The sequence below is a fragment of the Acidibrevibacterium fodinaquatile genome (assembly GCF_003352165.1).
Taxonomy (GTDB): domain Bacteria; phylum Pseudomonadota; class Alphaproteobacteria; order Acetobacterales; family Acetobacteraceae; genus Acidibrevibacterium; species Acidibrevibacterium fodinaquatile.
This window is the reverse complement of sequence record NZ_CP029176.1, coordinates 2,076,837-2,095,584: the sequence shown is the minus strand read 5'-3', so window position 1 is coordinate 2,095,584 and position 18,748 is coordinate 2,076,837. Positions and strand designations below refer to the sequence as shown.

17 protein-coding genes are annotated in these 18,748 nt (G+C 67.1%); 8 read left to right on the top strand and 9 right to left on the bottom strand.

The window, feature by feature from the left end:
* Positions 1–184: 184 nt before the first annotated feature.
* The 9 genes from DEF76_RS10040 to DEF76_RS10005 all read right to left on the bottom strand — a co-directional run bounded on the left by DEF76_RS10040 (position 185) and on the right by DEF76_RS10005 (position 11,656).
* Entirely contained in the window at positions 185–874 is a 690-nt protein-coding gene (locus DEF76_RS10040) for a response regulator (RefSeq protein WP_114912219.1), read from the bottom strand.
* A gap of 10 nt (positions 875–884) precedes the next feature.
* Positions 885–3,536: a sensor histidine kinase gene (locus tag DEF76_RS10035; protein ID WP_114912218.1), complete on the bottom strand. Its 2,652-nt coding sequence runs from the start codon at positions 3,534–3,536 to the stop codon at positions 885–887.
* Positions 3,537–3,557: 21 nt separating this feature from the next.
* On the bottom strand, positions 3,558–4,151 hold the full coding sequence (gene kdpC / locus DEF76_RS10030; protein WP_114912217.1) for a potassium-transporting ATPase subunit KdpC: 594 nt from the start codon (positions 4,149–4,151) through the stop codon (positions 3,558–3,560).
* Positions 4,152–4,163: 12 nt separating this feature from the next.
* The gene (gene kdpB / locus DEF76_RS10025; RefSeq protein ID WP_114912216.1) at positions 4,164–6,206 is read right to left on the bottom strand and encodes a potassium-transporting ATPase subunit KdpB; all 2,043 of its coding nucleotides are present in this window, start codon (positions 6,204–6,206) and stop codon (positions 4,164–4,166) included.
* An 11-nt stretch (positions 6,207–6,217) separates the two neighbouring features.
* Positions 6,218–7,927 carry a potassium-transporting ATPase subunit KdpA gene (kdpA, locus tag DEF76_RS10020; RefSeq protein WP_114912215.1) on the bottom strand — a complete coding sequence of 570 codons (1,710 nt, stop codon included), beginning with the start codon at positions 7,925–7,927 and terminating at the stop codon, positions 6,218–6,220.
* Between the two features lie 12 nt (positions 7,928–7,939).
* Positions 7,940–8,029 (bottom strand): K(+)-transporting ATPase subunit F, encoded by a 90-nt coding sequence (gene kdpF, locus DEF76_RS10015; RefSeq protein ID WP_114912214.1) that lies wholly within the window; start codon positions 8,027–8,029, stop codon positions 7,940–7,942.
* Positions 8,030–8,032: 3 nt separating this feature from the next.
* Positions 8,033–8,203, bottom strand: coding sequence for a hypothetical protein (locus DEF76_RS19325; RefSeq protein WP_162800588.1), 171 nt, complete (start codon positions 8,201–8,203; stop codon positions 8,033–8,035).
* A gap of 207 nt (positions 8,204–8,410) precedes the next feature.
* Complete coding sequence (locus DEF76_RS10010; RefSeq protein WP_114912213.1) at positions 8,411–10,921, bottom strand: ABC transporter permease; 2,511 nt, start codon at positions 10,919–10,921, stop codon at positions 8,411–8,413.
* Between the two features lie 18 nt (positions 10,922–10,939).
* On the bottom strand, positions 10,940–11,656 hold the full coding sequence (locus tag DEF76_RS10005; protein ID WP_114912212.1) for an ABC transporter ATP-binding protein: 717 nt from the start codon (positions 11,654–11,656) through the stop codon (positions 10,940–10,942).
* Between DEF76_RS10005 and DEF76_RS10000 the strand changes: the two genes are divergently transcribed.
* The 8 genes from DEF76_RS10000 to DEF76_RS09965 all read left to right on the top strand — a co-directional run bounded on the left by DEF76_RS10000 (position 11,655) and on the right by DEF76_RS09965 (position 18,666).
* Complete coding sequence (locus DEF76_RS10000) at positions 11,655–12,353, top strand: arylesterase (protein ID WP_114912211.1); 699 nt, start codon at positions 11,655–11,657, stop codon at positions 12,351–12,353. The genes DEF76_RS10005 and DEF76_RS10000 overlap by 2 nt on opposite strands.
* Positions 12,350–12,886 carry an RNA 2',3'-cyclic phosphodiesterase gene (thpR, locus tag DEF76_RS09995; protein WP_205215976.1) on the top strand — a complete coding sequence of 179 codons (537 nt, stop codon included), beginning with the start codon at positions 12,350–12,352 and terminating at the stop codon, positions 12,884–12,886. Before DEF76_RS10000 ends, thpR begins: the two co-directional genes overlap by 4 nt.
* Positions 12,879–13,472: a uracil-DNA glycosylase family protein gene (locus DEF76_RS09990; RefSeq protein WP_408842048.1), complete on the top strand. Its 594-nt coding sequence runs from the start codon at positions 12,879–12,881 to the stop codon at positions 13,470–13,472. Before thpR ends, DEF76_RS09990 begins: the two co-directional genes overlap by 8 nt.
* On the top strand, positions 13,469–14,527 hold the full coding sequence (locus DEF76_RS09985; RefSeq protein ID WP_114912210.1) for a DUF2125 domain-containing protein: 1,059 nt from the start codon (positions 13,469–13,471) through the stop codon (positions 14,525–14,527). The genes DEF76_RS09990 and DEF76_RS09985 overlap by 4 nt, the downstream gene beginning before the upstream one ends.
* 111 nt (positions 14,528–14,638) lie before the next feature.
* Positions 14,639–15,598, top strand: a complete 960-nt coding sequence (gene argC / locus DEF76_RS09980; RefSeq protein ID WP_205216194.1) for an N-acetyl-gamma-glutamyl-phosphate reductase — start codon at positions 14,639–14,641, stop codon at positions 15,596–15,598.
* Positions 15,588–16,166 (top strand): gamma carbonic anhydrase family protein, encoded by a 579-nt coding sequence (locus DEF76_RS09975; protein WP_114912209.1) that lies wholly within the window; start codon positions 15,588–15,590, stop codon positions 16,164–16,166. The genes argC and DEF76_RS09975 overlap by 11 nt, the downstream gene beginning before the upstream one ends.
* A 73-nt stretch (positions 16,167–16,239) precedes the next feature.
* A complete protein-coding gene (locus DEF76_RS09970; RefSeq protein WP_162800587.1) occupies positions 16,240–16,764 on the top strand; it encodes a lytic transglycosylase domain-containing protein in 525 nt (174 codons plus the stop codon).
* A 213-nt stretch (positions 16,765–16,977) separates the two neighbouring features.
* A complete protein-coding gene (locus DEF76_RS09965; RefSeq protein ID WP_114912207.1) occupies positions 16,978–18,666 on the top strand; it encodes a cytochrome c3 family protein in 1,689 nt (562 codons plus the stop codon).
* Positions 18,667–18,748 lie beyond the last annotated feature (82 nt).

Here is an 18,748-nt window from a genome sequence, read left to right as displayed (position 1 = left end):
CTTGGCTCGGGATCGGCTCGGCGCGAGCGCGCCGGGCGTTCCCCGACTTTGAGCGGATCCGCCACGCGGTTTCCCGGCGCGACGCCCAGTTTCACAACAAGGAATCCTGTGCTCTATCCTGCTGAGCTACGCGGACATAAGGCGTTTTATAGCGGCTGACGGAGAGGGGAGCAAACGGCCTGCCTTACGCCTCATCATCGCGGAGGCGGTAGCCGATGCCGGGCTCGTTGACCAGAAGCCGCTCCGCCCCGTCGCCCAGTTTCCGCCGCAACTGCCAGACCGAGACCCGGAGATAGGCGATGTCCTCGGCATGCGCCGGGCCCCAGAGCGTCGTCAGAATCTGGCGATGCGTGAGGACGCGGCCGTGATGGCGGGCGAGAAGCGCAAGAACGGCGAATTCCCGAGGCGTGAGCGCGATCGTGGCGCCGTCGCGCCGCACTTCGTGGCGGGCGAGGTCGATCTCGATCGCGCCGGCACGGATGATCTCCGTCGTCTCTACGAGGTGCGTCACGCGTCGCAGCGCCGCCCGGGTGCGGGCCAGCAATTCGCCGAGCGCGAAGGGTTTTTCGACGTAATCGTCGGCGCCATTGTCGAGGGCGGCGATCTTTTCGGCCTCGCGCTCGCGCGCCGACAACACGATCACCGGCACGTCGCTGAAGCCGCGCAGGCGCCGCAACACCTCTTGCCCGTCAAGATCAGGCAGTCCGAGATCGAGCAGCACGAGATCAGGCGCCTGGCCCGCGATCAGCTGCAGCCCCTCCGCCGCGGTCTCCGCCGCGATCACGGCGAAGCCCGCCGCTTCCAACGCCGGGCGCAGGAAGCGATGGATTTGCGGCTCGTCGTCGATAACCAGAATACGACCGCCGCTGCTCATACTGTCCCGCTCATGGGGCGGCGGCCGGGAGGTGGAGGGTGATGACGGTGCCGGGAAAGCCGAGCGGCGGCGCATCGGGGCGCGGGCTTGCCGCCTCGATCCGCCCGCCCATGGCGATCGTGAAGCCGCGGGCGATGGCAAGCCCGAGCCCGGTGCCCGGCGCCACCCGATCGCCACGCCCGGCGCGATAGAAACTGTCGAACACATGGGGCAAATCTTCGCCAGCAATACCAATACCTTCATCGCTGACGCTGATCGCAACCTCAGCCCCTTCGCGCCGCGCCGTGACCGAAACAGTGCCGTTCGTCGGCGAATATTTCAGCGCGTTGTCGAGCAGATTGACCAGAACCTGCTCCAGCAACAGCGGGTCGGCGCGCACCGGGGGGATGTCGGGCGGGATATTGACCAGGATCAAAAGCCCGTTTTCTTGCCGCGCGATCGCCGCTTCGACCACTTCGGGGAGTTCGGTCGGCGCAAGACGCGGCACGATCTCGCCGCTCTCGAGGCGAGTCATATCGGTGATATTGGCGAGAAAACGGTGCATGCGGGCGGTATCGTGCTCGATGCTGCTGAGGAGATCGCCGCGGGTCTCCGGCGTGAGCTGCGCCCAGGCGGTGCGCAGCGTCTCGGCGGCGCCGCGGATGGCGGTGAGCGGCGTGCGGAGATCGTGCGAGAGTGAGGAAAGCAGCGCCGTCCGCAGCCGCTGGGTTTCGGACTGCGCGGCGCTTTGCGCGGCCTCGCGGGCCAGGCGCAGACGCTCCAGCGTCACCGCGGCGCGATCGGCCAGCGCATCGAGCGCCTGGTGTTCGGGCTCGGTCAGCGGCGCGCGGACGCTGACGCCGAGCACGCCGAGCGTCCCTTGCGGCGTTGCAAGCGGCAGGAAGCGCCAGGCGGCCGACGGCATGGTCGCGGTGCCAGCGCCAGCCGGCTCGCCCTTTTCCACGCTCCACCGGGCCGCCGCCAGGGCGGCTTCATCAAGTTCGACCACGCTTTCTGGCGTTGCCGAGGCTTGCGCGCCGATGACGAGATCGTCCCCGACCTTGATCAGCACCGCCGCCAGGGCGGTGATCCCGGCGCCTTGCTTGGCGAGTTCGGCGAGCAATTCGGGCTCGGTTCGCGCCGCCCCGAGCGCGCGGCTGAAGCCGGCGATGCGGCGGAGACTCTCGATCCGCGCCTGTGCCGTTCGCGCTTCACTGCGCACCCGGCTCGCCATCGCGCCGGTGATCACGGCGACGCCGAGAAAGACGAAGATCGCGATGACGTCCTTGGTGTCGCTGATGGTGAGGACATAAAGCGGCGGGATGAAGAAAAAATTCCACGAGAGAAAACCGAGCACGGCGGCAAACAGGGCGACGCGCAAACCATGGAGGCTGGCCGCGACGACGACGGCGGCGAGAAACAGCATCCCCATCGCCTCTTCCGGGATGGTGCGCACCACTTCGCCGATCACGGTGACGAGCGCGACCAGCGCCGCGCTGGCGAGCCAGGGCCAGACGCCTAGCGGCGGGCGCGGCCGGCGGACGGGCTTCGCTGTGCCGATCGGGCGCGGCGTGATATGGACGGCGAAGGCGTCCGCCCGCCGCGCCAGCGCCTCCGCGAGCCCGCGCCGGGCAAGCCGCCGCCACCATCCGGGGCGGCCGCGGCCGAGCACGATTTGCGTGACATTGCGCCGCTCGGCTTCCGCGAGTGTCTGGCGAAAAATATCGCCGCCGGTCAGCGTTTCGGTTTCGGCGCCGAGCTGGATCGCGAGCGAAAACGCGGCGCTGAGATCGACGATTTTGCCTGGCTGCTCGACATGCACGGCAAGCCACGGCGCCCGCAGCGCTGCCGCCAATCGCGCCGCGTGCCGCACCACCGCCTCGGCATCGACAGTGTCGCCGCCGAGCAACGCCATGACCCGCTCGCTCGCCGGCCACGGCCCGGCGATCGCTTTGGCGCGCATATAGCTCGCGATATCGGCATCGACATGCTCCGCCGCCCGCCGCAGCGCCATTTCGCGCAAGGCGGCGAGATTGCCTTCGCGAAAAAACCCGCCGAGCGCCCGTTGCGCCGTCTCCGGCGGATAGACCCTCCCCTCGACAAGCCGCGCCCGCAGCTCCGCCGGCGGGAGATCGATCACCTCGATGTCGGCGGCGAGCGAGAGCACGCGGTCGGGGATGGTCTCGGCGACGCGCACGCCGGTGATGCGGGCGATGGCATCGTTCAAGCTCTCGAGATGCTGGATGTTGAGGGTCGACCAGACATCGATCCCGGCGTCCAGCAATTCGATCGCGTCTTCCCAGCGTTTGGCATGACGGCTGCCGGGGACGTTGGTGTGGGCGAGTTCGTCGAGCAGGAGCAATTGCGGGCGGCGGGCGAGCGCGCCATCGAGGTCGAATTCCTCGATCTCGCGCCCGCGATAGGTGAGTTTTCGGCGCGGCAACACCGGGAGATCGCTAATCTGCGCGATGGTCTCGCGGCGTCCGTGGGTTTCGATCAGCCCAGCGACAACGTCAACGCCGTCCTCGCGCTTGCGCCGCGCTGCGGCCAGCATCTCCCAGGTCTTGCCGACCCCGGGGGCCATGCCAAGAAAAACCTTGAGCCGCCCCTTGCCTTCGCGCGTCGCGGCCAGCGCCAGAGCGTCGGGATCGGGGCGGCGATCATCGTCGGGCGGGCGCGGCATGCGGCCGAGTATAGCGGGAAATTACGGCGCCGACAGCTGATCGAGAGCGCGGTTGAGCGCGAGCACATTCACCCGCGCCTCGCCGATGAAGCCGAGGAACGGCTTCTCGGTATGGGCGGCAACGAGATCGGCGATACGCGCCTCGGGGAGATGGCGGGCGCGCGCGACGCGGGCAATCTGCCGGCGCGCATTTTCCGGTGAGATGTCGGGATCGAGGCCGGAAGCCGAGCTGGTGACGGCGTCCGCCGGCACCGGCGCCGGGCCGGCCGCGGCGAGATCGCCCTTGACGCGATCGATCAGCGCCTTCGCCGTCGGCGCGAGGTTGGAGGCGTTGGAATTATCGGCGGCGTAAGGCACCGGGATGGTCTTGCTCGCGTCCTTGGGATCGGGCTCGGTGGTCGCCGAGAGGCGCGGGTGGAAATAGCCCGGGGTGGTAAAATTCTGCCCGATCAATGCCGAGCCGATGATCTTGCCATGATCCTCAAGCAGGCTGCCGCCCGCCTGAAAGGGAAAGGCAAGGCCGAGGAGGCCGGTCATTGCGAGCGGCGCGGCAAGACCGGTGAGCACGGTGAGCAGCACGACGAGAATGAGCGCAGGGCGGAATTCGCGGATCATGCGTGGTCTCCTTCAGGCGAGCCCGGCGAGGGCGAGCAGCATATCGATCAGCTTGATGCCGATGAACGGCGCGACGATGCCGCCCAGGCCATAAATCAAGAGGTTGCGCCGCAACAGCGCCGAGGCGCCGATCGGGCGGAAGCTGACGCCACGCAGCGCCAGCGGCACCAGGGCGACGATGATCAGCGCGTTGAAGATCACCGCCGAGAGAATGGCCGATTGCGGCGAGGCGAGATGCATCACGTTCAGCGCCCCGAGTTCAGGATAGGCGGTGATAAAAATCGCCGGCAGAATCGCGAAATATTTCGAGATGTCGTTGGCGATCGAAAACGTCGTGAGCGAGCCGCGGGTGATCAGCAATTGCTTGCCGATTTCGACGATCTCGATCAGCTTGGTCGGGTCGCTGTCGAGATCGACCATATTGCCGGCCTCGCGCGCGGCCTGGGTGCCGGTCTGCATGGCAACCCCGACATCGGCTTGCGCGAGCGCCGGCGCATCATTGGTGCCGTCGCCGGCCATCGCGACGAGACGGCCATCCTCCTGGGTTTTGCGGATATAGGCGAGCTTGTCCTGCGGCGTTGCCTCGGCGATGAAATCATCAACGCCGGCTTCGGTCGCGATGGCGGCGGCGGTGATGCGGTTGTCGCCGGTTACCATCACGGTGCGAATGCCCATGCGGCGCAACGCGGCGAAACGCTCGCGGATCCCGGGTTTGACGATGTCTTTGAGTTCGATCGCCCCCATCAACCGCCCATCTTGCGCAACCGCGAGCGGCGTTCCGCCAGCGCGCGCGATCCGCTCGATGGCGGCGGTGAATTCCGCCGGCGCCTTCTCCATCTTGAGCCAAGCAAGCACCGAGTCGACGGCACCCTTGCGAAAGGCATGACCATCATGGTCGAGGCCGGAAAGCCGGGTCTGGGCGGTGAATGGTACCACGACCGCGCCCTCCGGCCGCTCGGGCGCGATACTAAAGCGGTCGCGCGCGAAGGCGAGGATCGAGCGTCCCTCCGGCGTTTCGTCACCGAGGGTTGCGAGCGCGATCGCACGCGCGAGCTCGCGCTCGCTCACGCCGGGGGCGGGGATGAAGGCGCTCGCCATGCGGTTGCCGAGCGTGATGGTGCCGGTTTTATCGAGGAGCAGGGTATCGACGTCACCCGCCGCTTCCACCGCGCGGCCCGAGGTCGCGAGCACGTTAAAGCGCACCAGCCGATCCATCCCGGCGATGCCGATCGCGGACAACAACCCGCCGATCGTCGTCGGGATCAGGCAGACGAGAAGAGCCGCGAGCACCGGAACGCCGAGCACAGTGCCGGAATAGCGCGCGAAACCGACCAGGGTCACGACGGCGATGAGAAAGATCAGCGTGAGGCCGGCGAGCAGAATATCGAGCGCGATCTCGTTTGGCGTCTTGCGCCGCTCCGCCCCTTCGACGAGGCGGATCATGCGGTCGAGAAAGGTCGAGCCGGGGGCTGCGGTGATGCGCACGACGAGCCAGTCTGAGACGATCTCCGTGCCCCCAGTGACGGCGCTGCGATCGCCGCCCGATTCGCGGATCACCGGTGCCGACTCGCCCGTGACGGCGCTTTCGTTGACGCTCGCCATCCCCTCGACGACGTCGCCGTCGGATGGGATGAGATCACCAGCTTCGACCAACACATGGTCGCCGACGGCCAATTCGCTCGCCGCGACCGGCTGGAAGATGGCGCGGTCGGCGGGATTGACGAGACGTTTGGCCAGCGTCTCGGTGCGTGCGCGCCGCAAACTCTCAGCCCGCGCCCGCCCGCGTCCTTCCGCGACCGCTTCGGCGAAGGTTGCGAACAATACTGTCAGCCACAGGAAAAAAGCAATCGCGATGGCAAAGCCCGAAGGCGCGCCGGTCGCGAGATTGCGCAGACCAAGTATGGTCACGAGGATCGAGATCACCTCGGTCACGAAAATCACCGGATTGCGGATCAGCTGCGCGGGATTGAGTTTGCGGAACGCATCTCCGGCGGCGCGAGAGAGAAGGGAGCCGTCGAATAGCGCCGGGCTCGCGGATTTGGCATGCGATGCCATGAGCGTTCTCCTTAGAATGTCTTGCCGGCGAGCATGGCGAAATGCTCAGCCAGCGGGCCAAGCGAGAGCGCCGGCATGAACTGCAGCCCACCCATGATCACGATGACGCCGCAGAGCAGACCGACGAAAAGCGGCCCGTGGGTCGGAAATGTGCCGGTTGAGGCCGGCACCTTGATCTTTGCCGCAAGCGAGCCCGCGATTGCCATGACGGGGACGAGAAAAGCGAAGCGACCGAGCAGCATGGCAATGCCGAGCGTGGTGTCGAGCCAGGGTGTATCGGCGCTGAGGCCAGCGAAGGCGCTGCCGTTATTGCCGGTCGCCGAGGTGAAGGCATAAAGCATCTCGGAAAGCCCGTGCGGCCCGGCATTGCCGAGGGAAGCGGTGGCCTCCGGCATGACCAGCGAGAGCGCGGCGAAGCCGAGGATCGAGACCGGCAGGATCAGCACCGCGAGCATCGCAAGCTTCACCTCCTTCGCCTGGATTTTCTTGCCGAGATATTCCGGTGTCCGTCCGACCATGAGCCCGGCGACGAACACCGCGATGAGGGCAAAGATAAGCAGGCCGTAAAGCCCGGAGCCGACGCCGCCGGGCACGATCTCGCCAAGCTGGATCAGGAACATCGACGTCATGCCGCCGAGCGGCATATAGCTATCCAGCATCGCGTTCACCGCGCCGCACGAGGTCGCGGTGGTGATGACGTTGAAAAGGGCGGAGAGCGGGATGCCGAAGCGGAGTTCCTTCCCCTCCATGTTGCCTTGCGCGGGATCGACGCCGAGCGCCGTCAGCAGCGGATTGCCTTGCGCCTCGGCATGATAGGCGACGGCGATGGCGGCGATGACGAAAATGCCGATCACCGCGAGCAGCGCATACCCCTGGCGCGCATCCTTGACGATGCGCCCGAACGTGAAGGTGAGCGCAATCGGGATCAGGAACACCAGCCAGGCTTCGAACATCGTCGCCCAGGCATTGGGACCCTCGAACGGATGACTGCCATTGGCGTTGAAATAACCGCCGCCATTGGTGCCGAGATTTTTGATCACCTCCATGAACGCAACCGGGCCCATCGAAATGGTTTGTTTTACGCCTTCCAGCGTCGTCGCGTCGGCATGGGTTGCGAGTGTCTGCGGCACGCCGAGCGCGACCAGTATGATCGTCCCGACGACCGCGATCGGCAGCAGGAGATAGAGCACGAGGCGCGTGAGATCGGCCCAGAAATTGCCGAGCGTTTTCATCCCGCCTTGCCCGAAGGCGCGCGAGATCGCGAGCGCGGCGGCGATGCCGGTCGCCGCCGAGACGAACATATGCGACGTCAGCCCCCACATCTGGCTGCCGGGCGAGAGCGTCGTCTCGCCGCTATAGGCCTGCCAGTTGGTGTTGGTGACGAAGCTCATCGCGGTGTTGAAGGCAAGCCGCGGCGACATGCCGAGGAGATGATCGGGATTGAGCGGCAGATAGAATTGCAGCCGCAATATCGCATACAGCATCAGAAAATGGAGCGCGTTGAGGAGCAGGAGCGCGATTGTGTAGCCCTGCCAACTCATGCCGCGCGTCGGATCGACCCCGGCCAGCGCATAAAATCCGCGCTCCAAGGGCCCGAGAATGGGGTGGAGAAAACACCGCTCGCCGTCGGCGATGCGGGCGATATAAAGCCCGACCGGCCAGGCCGCGAGCACAATGAGAGCGAGCACGAGCAGAATCTCTGCCCATCCGCTGAAGGTCATGGAAAACGCTCCTCAGATCAGATCTTCGGGTCGGATCAGCGCCCAGAGCAGATAGATGAACAAAGCGAACGCGACCGCGCCGCCGAGAATGAGATCGAGCATCGCTCAGATCCGCGCACAAAATTCGGCGTAGGCAACCATCAGCAAGATGCCGCCGACGCCGAGCACAATGAAGACGATATCCAACACGCGGCCCTCCTCAGGTTGGTTTCTCGCGTGGGCTAGTGTCGCGGGGAAGGGCGTCAAAAAGCGATATGGCTTTCCATCGGCCCGCATCAAAAACGCATAAAATGCGGGGCTGCGCGAGCGGCTGAATTGCAGGGCCAGAACGCCAGCGATACAAATCTTGCCTCGAATGCTGTCGCCGCGAAACCTCTACCAGGCAATGGCCGCCAAGCGGGTTTCAACAGAATACGAGGCATTTCCCAGGTTGGCGCGATGGCGGGCAGGGCTCGCCTTCATCCACATCAATCGCAACGATATCTAATCATTGCGCAAAAATGGTCCCGGCCGGCCGCCGAGCGCCGCTGCCAGCGCGCTCGCGCCGAGCAGCAGGATCAACCCCACCGCCCCGAACAACGGCAAGGCTAATGCGCCCGGCAGGAACACGAAATCGACATCGAGAATGAAGCGCAGCACGCCATAGCTCGCGCCGGTGCCGATGACAGCGGCGATCACGCCGGCGGCGAGACCGAGGCTGCCGAATTCGGCGAGCCAGGCAACGATAATCTGTGCCTGACTGGCGCCGAGCACCTTCAGGATCACCGCCTCCTGCCGCCGGCGGCGCTGCCCCGCGGCGATGGCGCCGGCGAGCACCAGGGCGCCGGTGATCAGCGTGAGCCCGCCGGTCGCGAGTAGCGCGGCATCGATCCGCGCGAGCAGGGCGGCGACGCTCCGCAGCACCTCGGCGAGGGGAATGCCGGTGACGTTGGGCAGCGCGTCGGTGACGGCGCGGAGCAATCGCCCTTCGCTCGCCGGCGGCGCATGCAGGGCGGCGATGAAGCTGTGCGGCGCGTGGGTGAGGGGGGCTGGGCTCGCCACCATCACGAAATTGAGGTCGAGCGAAGACCAATCGATGGCGCGGAGATTGGCGACACGGAAATCGATTTGCCGGCCGAGCACGCTCAGCGTCACGCTATCGCCGAGATGAAGGCCGAGCCCGGCGGCGATATCGGCGTCGAAGGAGAGCAGCGGCGGCCCGGCATAATCGGCCGGCCACCATGGCCCAGCGACCAGCCGGGTTTTCGCCGGCGCGGCGGCGGCATAGGTGAGACCGCGATCGCCGCGCAGCACCCAGGCGACATCCGGCCGCGGCGTGATCTTCGAGACCGGAACCCCACCGATCGCGACGATGCGGGCACGGAGATTGGGCACTTCTTCCACCGCGCCGGAAGGTAGCTCGGCCTGGATGATGGCATGGAAGCGGGCACGCTGGTCGGGCTGGATATCGATGAAAAAGAGCGAGGGCGCATGCGCCGGCATCTCGGCGACGATGTCGCGGCGAAGATTGGCGGCGATCAGCGCGACCGTCGCCAATGTCGAAAGCCCGAGCCCGAGCGAGAGCAGAATGACCGGGCTCGCGGCGCCGGGGCGATAGAGATTGGCAAGGCCGAGGCGAAGCGCCGGCGAGGCGGCAAACCGCCCGAGCCGGGCGAGACGCATGAGCGCGACGGCGCCGGCGCGGAGCAGCAAAAACGCCCCCGGCACGGCGAGGCAGAACCAGAGCGCAAGACGCCGATCAGCGGTCGCGGCCAGAGTGAGCCCGGCGAGCGCGAGCCCCAACCCGGCGGTCGCCGCCGCGACCCGCGCCCCCGGCCAAACCGTGGCCGGCAGCACATCATCACGAAACAGCGCTGCCCCGGGAATTTTCAAGCCACGCGCCAGCGGCCAGAGCGCGAACGCCGCCGCGGTTAGGGTGCCGTAAAGCCCGGCGAGTGCGAGCGGGCCGAAGCGGATCCCGCCCGGCATCGCAACCCCAAGCGCGGCCCGCACGACCCCGGCGAGCGCGAATGGCGCCACCGCCCCGATCGCAAGCCCGGCGAGGATGCCTGCAAGCGCCAACGCCGCGATCTCGGTCGCCGAGACGGCGAAAATCAGCCGGTTGGACGCGCCGAGGCAGCGCAGAATGGCGACGCTGCGGGCACGTGCCTCGATCCACGCGCGCACCCCGTTGGCCACCCCAATTCCCCCCATCAGCAGCGTCGTGAGGCCAGCGAGCGCGAGAAAGAGCGCGATACGATCAAGGAATCGCGCCAGCTCGGGTGCCGCGTCGCCGGCGTCGCGAATGCGGAGCCCGAGGGCTGCGAAGCGCGCGCGAAGTTCGGCGGCGAGCCCCGCCGGCGCTGCCGGCAAGGTTGCACGAAGCGCGTGGTCATCGAGGCTGCCCGGCTGGATCAGCCCGGTTGCGGCGAGCGCCGCGGTTGAAATCAGCACCCTTGGGCCAAAGAGGCCGCTGCTTCCCACCCGGTCTGGCTCATCCACCAGAACGCCGCGCAGGTCGAATTCCGCCTCGCCAAGCTTGAGCCGCGCCCCAACCGCAACGCCGAGCCGGTCGAGCACCGCGGGCTCGACCAAAAGCCCGAAGCGGCCATCGCGCGGCGCAAGCGCGTCAGCGAGCGGCTGCGGCGGGGCAAGCGTCGCGGCACCCACCAGCGGCCAGGCGCCATCCACCGCCTTGAGCTCGACCAGCGCCCGCGCCCCGCTCGGCGCGACGAGCAGCGAGCGGAGCCGCACCACTTCGGAAAGCGTCGCGCCGCGGGCGCGAAGCCAGTCCGCGACCTCGGCCGGGACCGGCTCTGCCCCGGCCGCGACCTCGATATCGCCGCCGAGAATTCGCCGCCCGTCAGCGGCAAGCCCGGCCGCGACCCCAGCCCTGACGGCGCCGACCGCGGCGATCGCGCCGACGCCGAGAGCAAGGCAGGCGAGCATCAGCCACCAGCCCCGCCCGCCGCCACGCCGCAACTCTCGGAACGCCAGCCGCAGAGCCAGTGTCATGATGTTTCCGGCGCCCGCTCAGGCGACAAGGCGGCCATCGGCGAGATGCAACCGGCGCCCGCAGCGCGCAGCCAGCGCGGGATCATGGGTGACGAGCAGGAGCGTGGTCGCGTGCGCTTGTTGCTCGGCAAACAGTAGCGAAATGATTTCCCGGCCGGTCGCCTGGTCGAGATTGCCGGTCGGCTCGTCGGCGAGGATCACGCGCGGCGCGGCGCTGAAGGCGCGGGCGATGGCGACGCGCTGCTGTTCGCCGCCGGAGAGCTGGCCCGGAAGATGCGTGAGGCGATGGCCAAGCCCGACCGCCGCGAGGCAAGCGCGCGCCCGCGCCCGGGCGTCGGCGCGGCCGGCGAGTTCGAGCGGCATCGCGACATTCTCGAGCGCGGTCATCGTCGGGATCAGGTGGAAGGCCTGAAAAACGATGCCGACATGCTCGCGCCGGAGACGCGCCAGCGCGTCTTCGCCAAGCCGGGTGAGGTCATGCCCGGCGAGCGTGATGGTGCCGGCGCTTGGGCGCTCGAGCCCGGCAAGCAGCATCAGCAGGCTGGTCTTGCCCGAACCCGAGGGGCCGAGCAGCGCGACGGTTTCCCCCGACGCGATGTCGAGATCGATGCCATGGAGGATGTTGACGGGTCCGGCGGCGGCGGGCACCGTAAGCGTCAGACCACGAGCGCGGATGAGCGGCGCGAGATCGGATGCGGCGGCGAGAGGGCTCGGGATATCTCTGAGATCGTCCATGACGGCAGCATATGGCATTGACCGCGCCAAACGCGAGGGCGCGAGGGCGGCGCGGCGCCTGTCCGCCCTGCTGGCAACGCTCGTCTTGCTCGCCGCGGCGCCGCAGCAAACCCCGCTCCGTGTCCTGGTGCTCGGCGATTCGCTTGCCGCCGGCTATGGTCTCGCGCCGGAAGAGGGGTTTCAGGCGCTCCTCGCGGCGGGCTTGCGGGCGCAGGGGCTCTCGGTCACACTAGAGGATGGCGCGGTCTCTGGCGATACCAGTGCCGGCGGGCGGGCGCGGCTCGATTGGCTGCTCGGCGACGATCCAGGATCAGCGCCCGAGGCGGCAATCCTCGAACTCGGCGCCAATGACGGGCTGCGCGGGACCGCGCCGGCGGTGATGGAGGCCAATCTCGCCGCGATTCTCGACCGCCTAGCGGCGCGCCATATCCCGGTGCTGCTTTGTGGGATGTATGCGCCGCCGAACATGGGGGCTGACTACGGGGCGCGGTTTCGGGCGGTGTTCGAGCGGCTCGGCAGGCGCCCGGGGGTGATTTTCGAGCCGTTTTTTCTCGAAGGCGTCGCGGGCGATCCCTCCCTGATCCAGGCCGACCATTTGCACCCCAACGCTGCGGGAGAAAAACGGGTGGTCGCGGCGGTGTTGCCCTATGCTGCGCGGCTGGTGGCTGCGGTGAAAAAGGGGAAGGCGACGCCGTGATCCGGCTTTTTGTTGCGCTTGATCTGCCCTGGCCGCTCCGCGAACGGCTGGCGCTGCTCGCCGGTGGCTTGCCGGGGGCGCGCTGGATCAGCGCCGAGAATTATCATCTGACGCTCCGCTTCATCGGCGAAACACCCGGCCACCGCGCCGAGGACGCCGATCTTGCGCTCTCGTCGCTCCGCGCCCGCGGCTTTTCGCTCACGCTCGCCGGGGTTGGCACCTTCGAGAAGGCTGGCAAGCCGGCGGCGCTTTGGGCCGGGGTCGAGCGCAATCCTGCCCTCGACCATCTCCAGACCAAGATCGAGACCGCGTTACAGCGCGCCGGCTTCGCCGCCGAGCGCCGGCGATTCGTGCCGCATGTCTCGCTCGCCCGGCTCGATAACCCGCCCGGCGACAAGCTCGCGGCGTTTTTGCAGGCGCATAACCTGTTTCGCGCGCCGCCGGTGCCGGTCGAACATTTCACTCTGTTCAGCTCGCGCCTCGGCAAAGAGCAGGCGGTCTATACCGCCGAGGTGGATTACGCGCTTGGCTGAGACGCCCACGATCGATCCATTGACCGCGCTCGCGGCCGAGGCCCGCGCCTGCGTGCGTTGCGCCGCCGAATTGCCGCTCGGCCCGCGGCCGGTATTCCGCGTCTCGGCGACGGCGCGGCTTCTGATCATCGGCCAGGCGCCGGGCACGAAGGTGCATGACAGCGGGGTGCCGTTCACCGATGCCTCGGGCCGGCGTCTTCGCGCCTGGCTCGGGATCGATGAGGCGGTGTTTTACGACACCGCGCGGGTCGCGATCCTGCCGGTCGGCCTCTGCTATCCCGGGCGGCTTGCGCGCGGGGGCGATGCGCCGCCGCGCCCCGGCTGCGCTTCACTCTGGCATCCGCGCTTTCGCCCGCTGATGCCGGGGATCGCATTGACGCTCCTGGTCGGCGGCTATGCCCAGGATTTCGTCCTCGGGCGCGGCCGGATGGGCGAGAGAGTGGCTGATTTTCGTCGCTATTTGCCGCATTATCTGCCCCTTCCGCATCCTTCCTGGCGCACCACCGCCTGGGAGCGGGCCAATCCCTGGTTCGGTGCCGAGCTTTTGCCGGCGCTGCGCCGCCACATCGCGAGGCTACTGGTATGAAACGCGCACTGCGTTGGCTGTTCGGGGTTGTTCTGCTCGGCCTGCTCGCCTTGCTGGGCGCGGATTATCTCGTCTGGCGCTGGGCTGGGGGGATGATTACCGCGAGCTATGACGGCTGGCGGACGGCGCGCCAGGCGGAGGGATGGGCGGTCGAGAGCGGTCCCGTGCATCTCACCGGCTGGCCCTTTGCCGCCCGGCTGGTGGTGCCGGATTTCGCGCTTAAGGGCGGCGGGGCGGCGCTGCCGGGCGGGGTCGCGCTCACGCTCCCGGAACTCGACCTCGCGGTGGCCCTCACCGCGCCGGGCGATCTCCTCATCACCCCGCGCGGCACGGCGCGCGCGACACTCGGGCTCCTGCCGCCGCTCGCGATCACCGCCGAGACTGCGGCGCTGCACACCAGCCTGACCGCGACGGACGCGGTGTCACCGCTCGCCGGTGAGATGCGGCGCGTCACGGTGCGGCCAGATCAGACGCCGAAAGACGTGGCCTCCGGGCTGGTTCTGACGATCGACCGGGTCGATTTTCTGCTCTCGACCACGGCCGAGCCCGCCGCTTTGACGCTGCATGGCCAGGCCGGCGGGATCGATCTGCCGGCGGCGATCGCGTGGCCGTTCGGCGCCCATATCGGCCGCGCCGCGCTCGATGCCAGCCTGGCGCCGCTGCCGCCGGCCGCCGGCCGCGATTTTGCCGCGACCAAGGCCGCCTGGCGCGCCGACCATGGCACGTTCCGTCTCGCCGCCACCCTCACCGATTGGGGGGGGACGACGATGTCGGGCGAGGCAAAGCTCGACCTCGATGATACCCTCGCGCCAGAAGGCGTTGGATTTCTTCATCTCATCGACCCCGATGCTGCCGTCGCCAGCCTCGCGCGGCAGGGGGTGATCGCCGACGCCTCGGCGCAGGCGCTGGGCGCGGTTCTGCATCTCCTTGCCCATCCGGCAGCGGAAGGCGGCAAGCCTGAGGTCGATCTGCCGCTGTCGCTCGCCGCGGGTGTGGTCTCAGCCGGTGGGATTCCGCTGTTTCGGGTTACCGATGTCGGTGTGAGCACGCCATGAAGCCACCGCCGCGCAAATGACAAAGCAAAAGGACTTTTCTCCGGCTTGGGCTTGCCTTCGCCGCCGCTTCGGCCTTCGATGGCGGAGAGCGGGGTGATTGTGATGGATGAGATGATGGCTAGCAAAACCGTTTTTATCGATGGCGAGGCGGGAACGACGGGGCTTGGCATCCGCGCCCGGCTGGAAGCGGTTGCGGGGATCACGCTGCTCCATCTCCCCGAGCGCGAACGCAAAAGCCTATCCGCGCGGCGGGCGGCGATGGCGGCGGCCGATCTCGTCATTCTCTGTCTCCCCGACGCCGCCGCGCGCGAGGCGGTGGCGCTGGCCGAGGGGCTCGGGGCGAGCGCGCCGCGCCTCCTCGATGCCAGCACCGCGCATCGCGTCGCGCCCGGCTGGGTCTATGGCTTTCCCGAACTCACCGGCGGGCAGGCGCGCGCGATCGCCGAGGCGCCCCGTGTCGCCAATCCCGGCTGCTACGCGACCGGCGCCATCGCCCTGCTGCGCCCGCTCATCGCGGCCGGGCTGATCGCGCCCGATCAACCTCTTACGATCAACGCCGTTTCCGGCTACTCCGGCGGCGGCCGGACGATGATCGAAGCCCATGAGGCGGCCGGCGGCCCCGCCTTCGAGCTTTACGCCCTCGGGCTCGAACACAAGCACGTGCCGGAAATCCTGCGCTATGCGGGGCTTACCTGCCGGCCGATTTTCGTCCCCTCGGTCGGGCATTTCCGCCAGGGCATGCTGGTCTCGATCCCGCTCTTTCTTGACGAACTGCCCGGGCGGCCGACGGGCGGCGATCTTCGTGCGGCTCTTGCCGCGCATTACCGAGGGGCTGCGCTGATCACCGTGCCGGAGGCGGCAGGCGAGAAAGTCGCCGCCGAGACGCTCGCCGACAGCGATCGTATGGAGCTGATGGTTTTTGCCCATGAGGGCCATCGCCAAGCGGTTTTGGTCGCGCGGCTCGATAATCTCGGCAAGGGGGCTTCGGGGGCGGCGGTCGAGAACGCGCGGCTGATGCTCGGCCTTCCCGCCGTTGCGGCGATGGAGAAGGAACTCGGTCATGTGCGCTGATTTTCCGGCAAATAGAGACGAGCAGGGGGTGATCTACAGCCTCGACGGCGTCACCCCACGCATTCACCCCGAAGCCTGGATCGCGCCCAGCGCCGTGATCATCGGTGACGTCGAAATCGGGCCGCACGCCAGCGTCTGGTTCCACTGCGTGCTGCGCGGCGATGACAACGCCATTCGCATCGGCGCGCGGTGCAATATCCAGGACGGCACCATAATCCACGTCAACAGCGGTGAGGCCAACGGGACGCCGTTTGCGACCCTGATCGGCGACGACGTTTCGATCGGCCATGCCGCCATCATCCACGCCTGCACCCTGGAACCCCGCGCCTTTGTCGGCATGGGCGCGACGGTGCTGGACGGCGCGGTGATCGAGGCTGGCGGGATGCTTGCCGCCGGCGGACTGCTTGCCCCGGGAAAACGCATCGGCCCGATGGAGCTTTGGGCCGGGTCGCCAGCGCGGCTGAAGCGGGTCATGGATGCCGAGGAACGCGCCCTCTGGGACCGGACGGCGGTGCATTACGCGCGCCTCGCCGCGCGTTTTCGCGCCGGTCTGCGCCCGGTGGGATAAACCGTCACGTGATTGTGTCCTCACGCGCCGCTTGGGATCGGCTATCGCTTTGAGTGTCACGTGGGAGGAGCGGATGATCCGGCCCCTGTTGCCGGCGTTGCGGGCGGTCACGCTATTGGCTTTGCTCGGGCTGCTCGCCGCCTGCGCAAGCCGGGCGCCGGTGCCCACCACCGGGCTTCGGCTCTATGACGGCTACCCCGCACCCGGCCCGCCCGGTGATCCCTGGGGGCCCTATATCGAGCAGGCTTCGGCGCGGTTCGGCATTCCGCAACAGGTCATCCGCACGGTCATCAAGAAGGAATCACGCGGCAGGGTGCGGGCGGTTTCGGCAACCGGCGCGCGCGGGCTGATGCAGCTCATGCCGGCGACCTATGCCAAGCTCCGGCGGCAATACGGGTTCGGCACCGACCCCTTCAACCCGCGTGACAATATCTTCGCCGGCGCCGCTTATCTGAGGGAAATGCGCGACGCGGTGGGTGAGAAGAACATGCTCGCCGCCTATAATGCCGGGCCGGAGCGGGTTAGCGCCCATCTCAAAGAGGGCGTGCCGCTCCCCAACGAGACCCGCGCCTATATCAGTCCCGCCGCCTCGCCCTGATAGACATCAAACACGCGGCGCGGGCAGCGCCGGCCGGGGGCAGTTGAAAATCGTGCCCTAAGCGTCGAAGACGCAAGCGCGGATGCCATGGATTTGGCTCATCTTCAGCTCCACGGTGTCCACGGGTCAGAGTTGACCATGTGCGGCTTCCGGTTACGATAAATTGACCTTTGCTGATCCATGGCGGAAAAATGTGGCCTAGGGGAAATCAGGATGGGGAAGGTCGTCGTCCGATTTCGCCGGACGATTGTTGCGATCATCATCGCCGGCATTTTACTTGTGTTCGTCGGCTGGAGCGTGGATCGGCTCATCCTGCCTGGGCTGTCGTCTGCGCGTTCTGTGCCGCCGGCCGACGAAATAGCCATCGCATCATGGCTTTTGCACGCGAGTGTGCCCGCAAAAGAGGCGCTGCGGGTCAACCCGCTGCCGGCAACCGCGGAGAATACCACCGCGGGAGCGCAAATTTTTCAGCGCCATTGCGCAATCTGCCATGGCTATGATGGTAGCGGCGCAAACACCACCGGGAGAGGCGAATACCCTCCCGTTCCGCCTCTCGGTAGCCCGTCCATCGCGGCGCAAAGTGATGGCGAGTTGTTCTATCATATCCGCAACGGCATTCGCTACACCGGCATGCCGGCATGGGATTTGCCAGCGCCGGCGATTTGGCAGGCCATTTTATTCATCCGCCATCTGCCGGTGACGGCGACCTTGCCTCGCGCCGCGGCGGCGCAGAATGTCACGATATCCTCGGCGGCGGCTACTGAAACCCCGCATTACGTGGGCTCCTCCGCCTGTGCCACGTGCCATCGCGACATTTTCGCACGCTGGAACAAGACCCGCATGGCGCATGTCGTGAGCGATCCGCGCGCCTTTCCCGGCGCCGTCGTCGCCGATCTCGCCTCTGCTCCAGCGGCGATGAAATCTTCACTCGGGGATGCCGATCTGGTCTATGGCAGCCGCTGGAAGCAGCGCTTTTTCAAGAAAATCGGCAATGACTATTATGTCCTGCCGTTGCAGTGGGACATCGTTCATCAGCGTTGGCTGAAATATTTCGTTGCCGAGGACGAGGATTGGTGGGCACAGCTTTACCCGCCGGACAATTTCAAGCGGCCAACCGGGCCGCTCTGCGATGGCTGTCATTCGGTGAATTACGATATTCAGACCCATACGGTCACCGAATGGAATGTCGGCTGCGAGCGTTGTCATGGACCTGGCAGCCGCCATCTTGCCGACCCGAGGCGCGAGACGATCATCAACCCAGCGCGGCTCGATGCCTTCGCCGCCGACGATACGTGCATCCAATGTCACTCGCAGGGACGCCCGCGCGACAATCCGATCGCCGGGCAGTATTATGACTGGCCGGTCGGCTTCACGGTGGGCAAACGGCTCGCCGATGTCTGGCGGCTGGAACGGCGCCATCCCGGCATCACTGATTTTTATTTTTTTGCCGATGGCACCGCGCATAAAAATCGCATGCAGGGCAACGATTTTGTCCAAAGCTTGATGTACCGGCGCGGCGTGACGTGCTTTTCCTGTCATGATCCGCATGGCAGCGACAACCCATCGATGCTGCGCGCCAAGGGCAATGATTTGTGCCTCTCCTGCCATGGCGCGAATACCCAGAATGGTCCCCATGCGGAGACCATCGCGGCCCACACGCATCATCGCCCCGATAGCGCGGGCAGCGCCTGCACGGCCTGTCACATGCCAACGATCGAGCGCCAACTGGGCGATGCAATCCTTGTGCATGCGCACACATTTCGGTTCATTCCGCCTGCGGTCACCGAGGTGCTTGGCACACCCAATCCCTGTACGCTCTGTCACACTGACAAAACCGTCACCTGGGCGCGAACCGAGCTTGACCATTGGCAAGATCGTTCTCCCTGGCGCGATGCCCCATAGCGTTCGCTCTTATTGCCGTCTTGGCGAACGGGCGGCCTCACGCCTGGAACAGCAGGATGGAGATTCCGCCGGCGGAGGCTAT

Bases quoted from the DNA above. Each gene is read 5' to 3' on its own strand.
- DEF76_RS10010 (WP_114912213.1), bottom strand. From the start codon at position 10,921: ATGACACTGGCTCTGCGGCTGGCGTTCCGAGAGTTGCGGCGTGGCGGC.
- DEF76_RS09985 (WP_114912210.1), top strand. From the start codon at position 13,469: ATGAAACGCGCACTGCGTTGGCTGTTCGGGGTTGTTCTGCTCGGCCTG.
- DEF76_RS10040 (WP_114912219.1), bottom strand. From the start codon at position 874: ATGAGCAGCGGCGGTCGTATTCTGGTTATCGACGACGAGCCGCAAATC.
- DEF76_RS10035 (WP_114912218.1), bottom strand. From the start codon at position 3,536: ATGCCGCGCCCGCCCGACGATGATCGCCGCCCCGATCCCGACGCTCTG.
- DEF76_RS09970 (WP_162800587.1), top strand. From the start codon at position 16,240: ATGATCCGGCCCCTGTTGCCGGCGTTGCGGGCGGTCACGCTATTGGCT.
- DEF76_RS19325 (WP_162800588.1), bottom strand. From the start codon at position 8,203: ATGCGGGCCGATGGAAAGCCATATCGCTTTTTGACGCCCTTCCCCGCG.
- kdpF (WP_114912214.1), bottom strand. From the start codon at position 8,029: ATGCTCGATCTCATTCTCGGCGGCGCGGTCGCGTTCGCTTTGTTCATC.
- DEF76_RS09965 (WP_114912207.1), top strand. From the start codon at position 16,978: ATGGGGAAGGTCGTCGTCCGATTTCGCCGGACGATTGTTGCGATCATC.
- kdpB (WP_114912216.1), bottom strand. From the start codon at position 6,206: ATGGCATCGCATGCCAAATCCGCGAGCCCGGCGCTATTCGACGGCTCC.
- DEF76_RS10005 (WP_114912212.1), bottom strand. From the start codon at position 11,656: ATGGACGATCTCAGAGATATCCCGAGCCCTCTCGCCGCCGCATCCGAT.
- DEF76_RS09975 (WP_114912209.1), top strand. From the start codon at position 15,588: ATGTGCGCTGATTTTCCGGCAAATAGAGACGAGCAGGGGGTGATCTAC.
- kdpA (WP_114912215.1), bottom strand. From the start codon at position 7,927: ATGACCTTCAGCGGATGGGCAGAGATTCTGCTCGTGCTCGCTCTCATT.
- kdpC (WP_114912217.1), bottom strand. From the start codon at position 4,151: ATGATCCGCGAATTCCGCCCTGCGCTCATTCTCGTCGTGCTGCTCACC.
- DEF76_RS10000 (WP_114912211.1), top strand. From the start codon at position 11,655: ATGACGGCAGCATATGGCATTGACCGCGCCAAACGCGAGGGCGCGAGG.
- argC (WP_205216194.1), top strand. From the start codon at position 14,639: ATGATGGCTAGCAAAACCGTTTTTATCGATGGCGAGGCGGGAACGACG.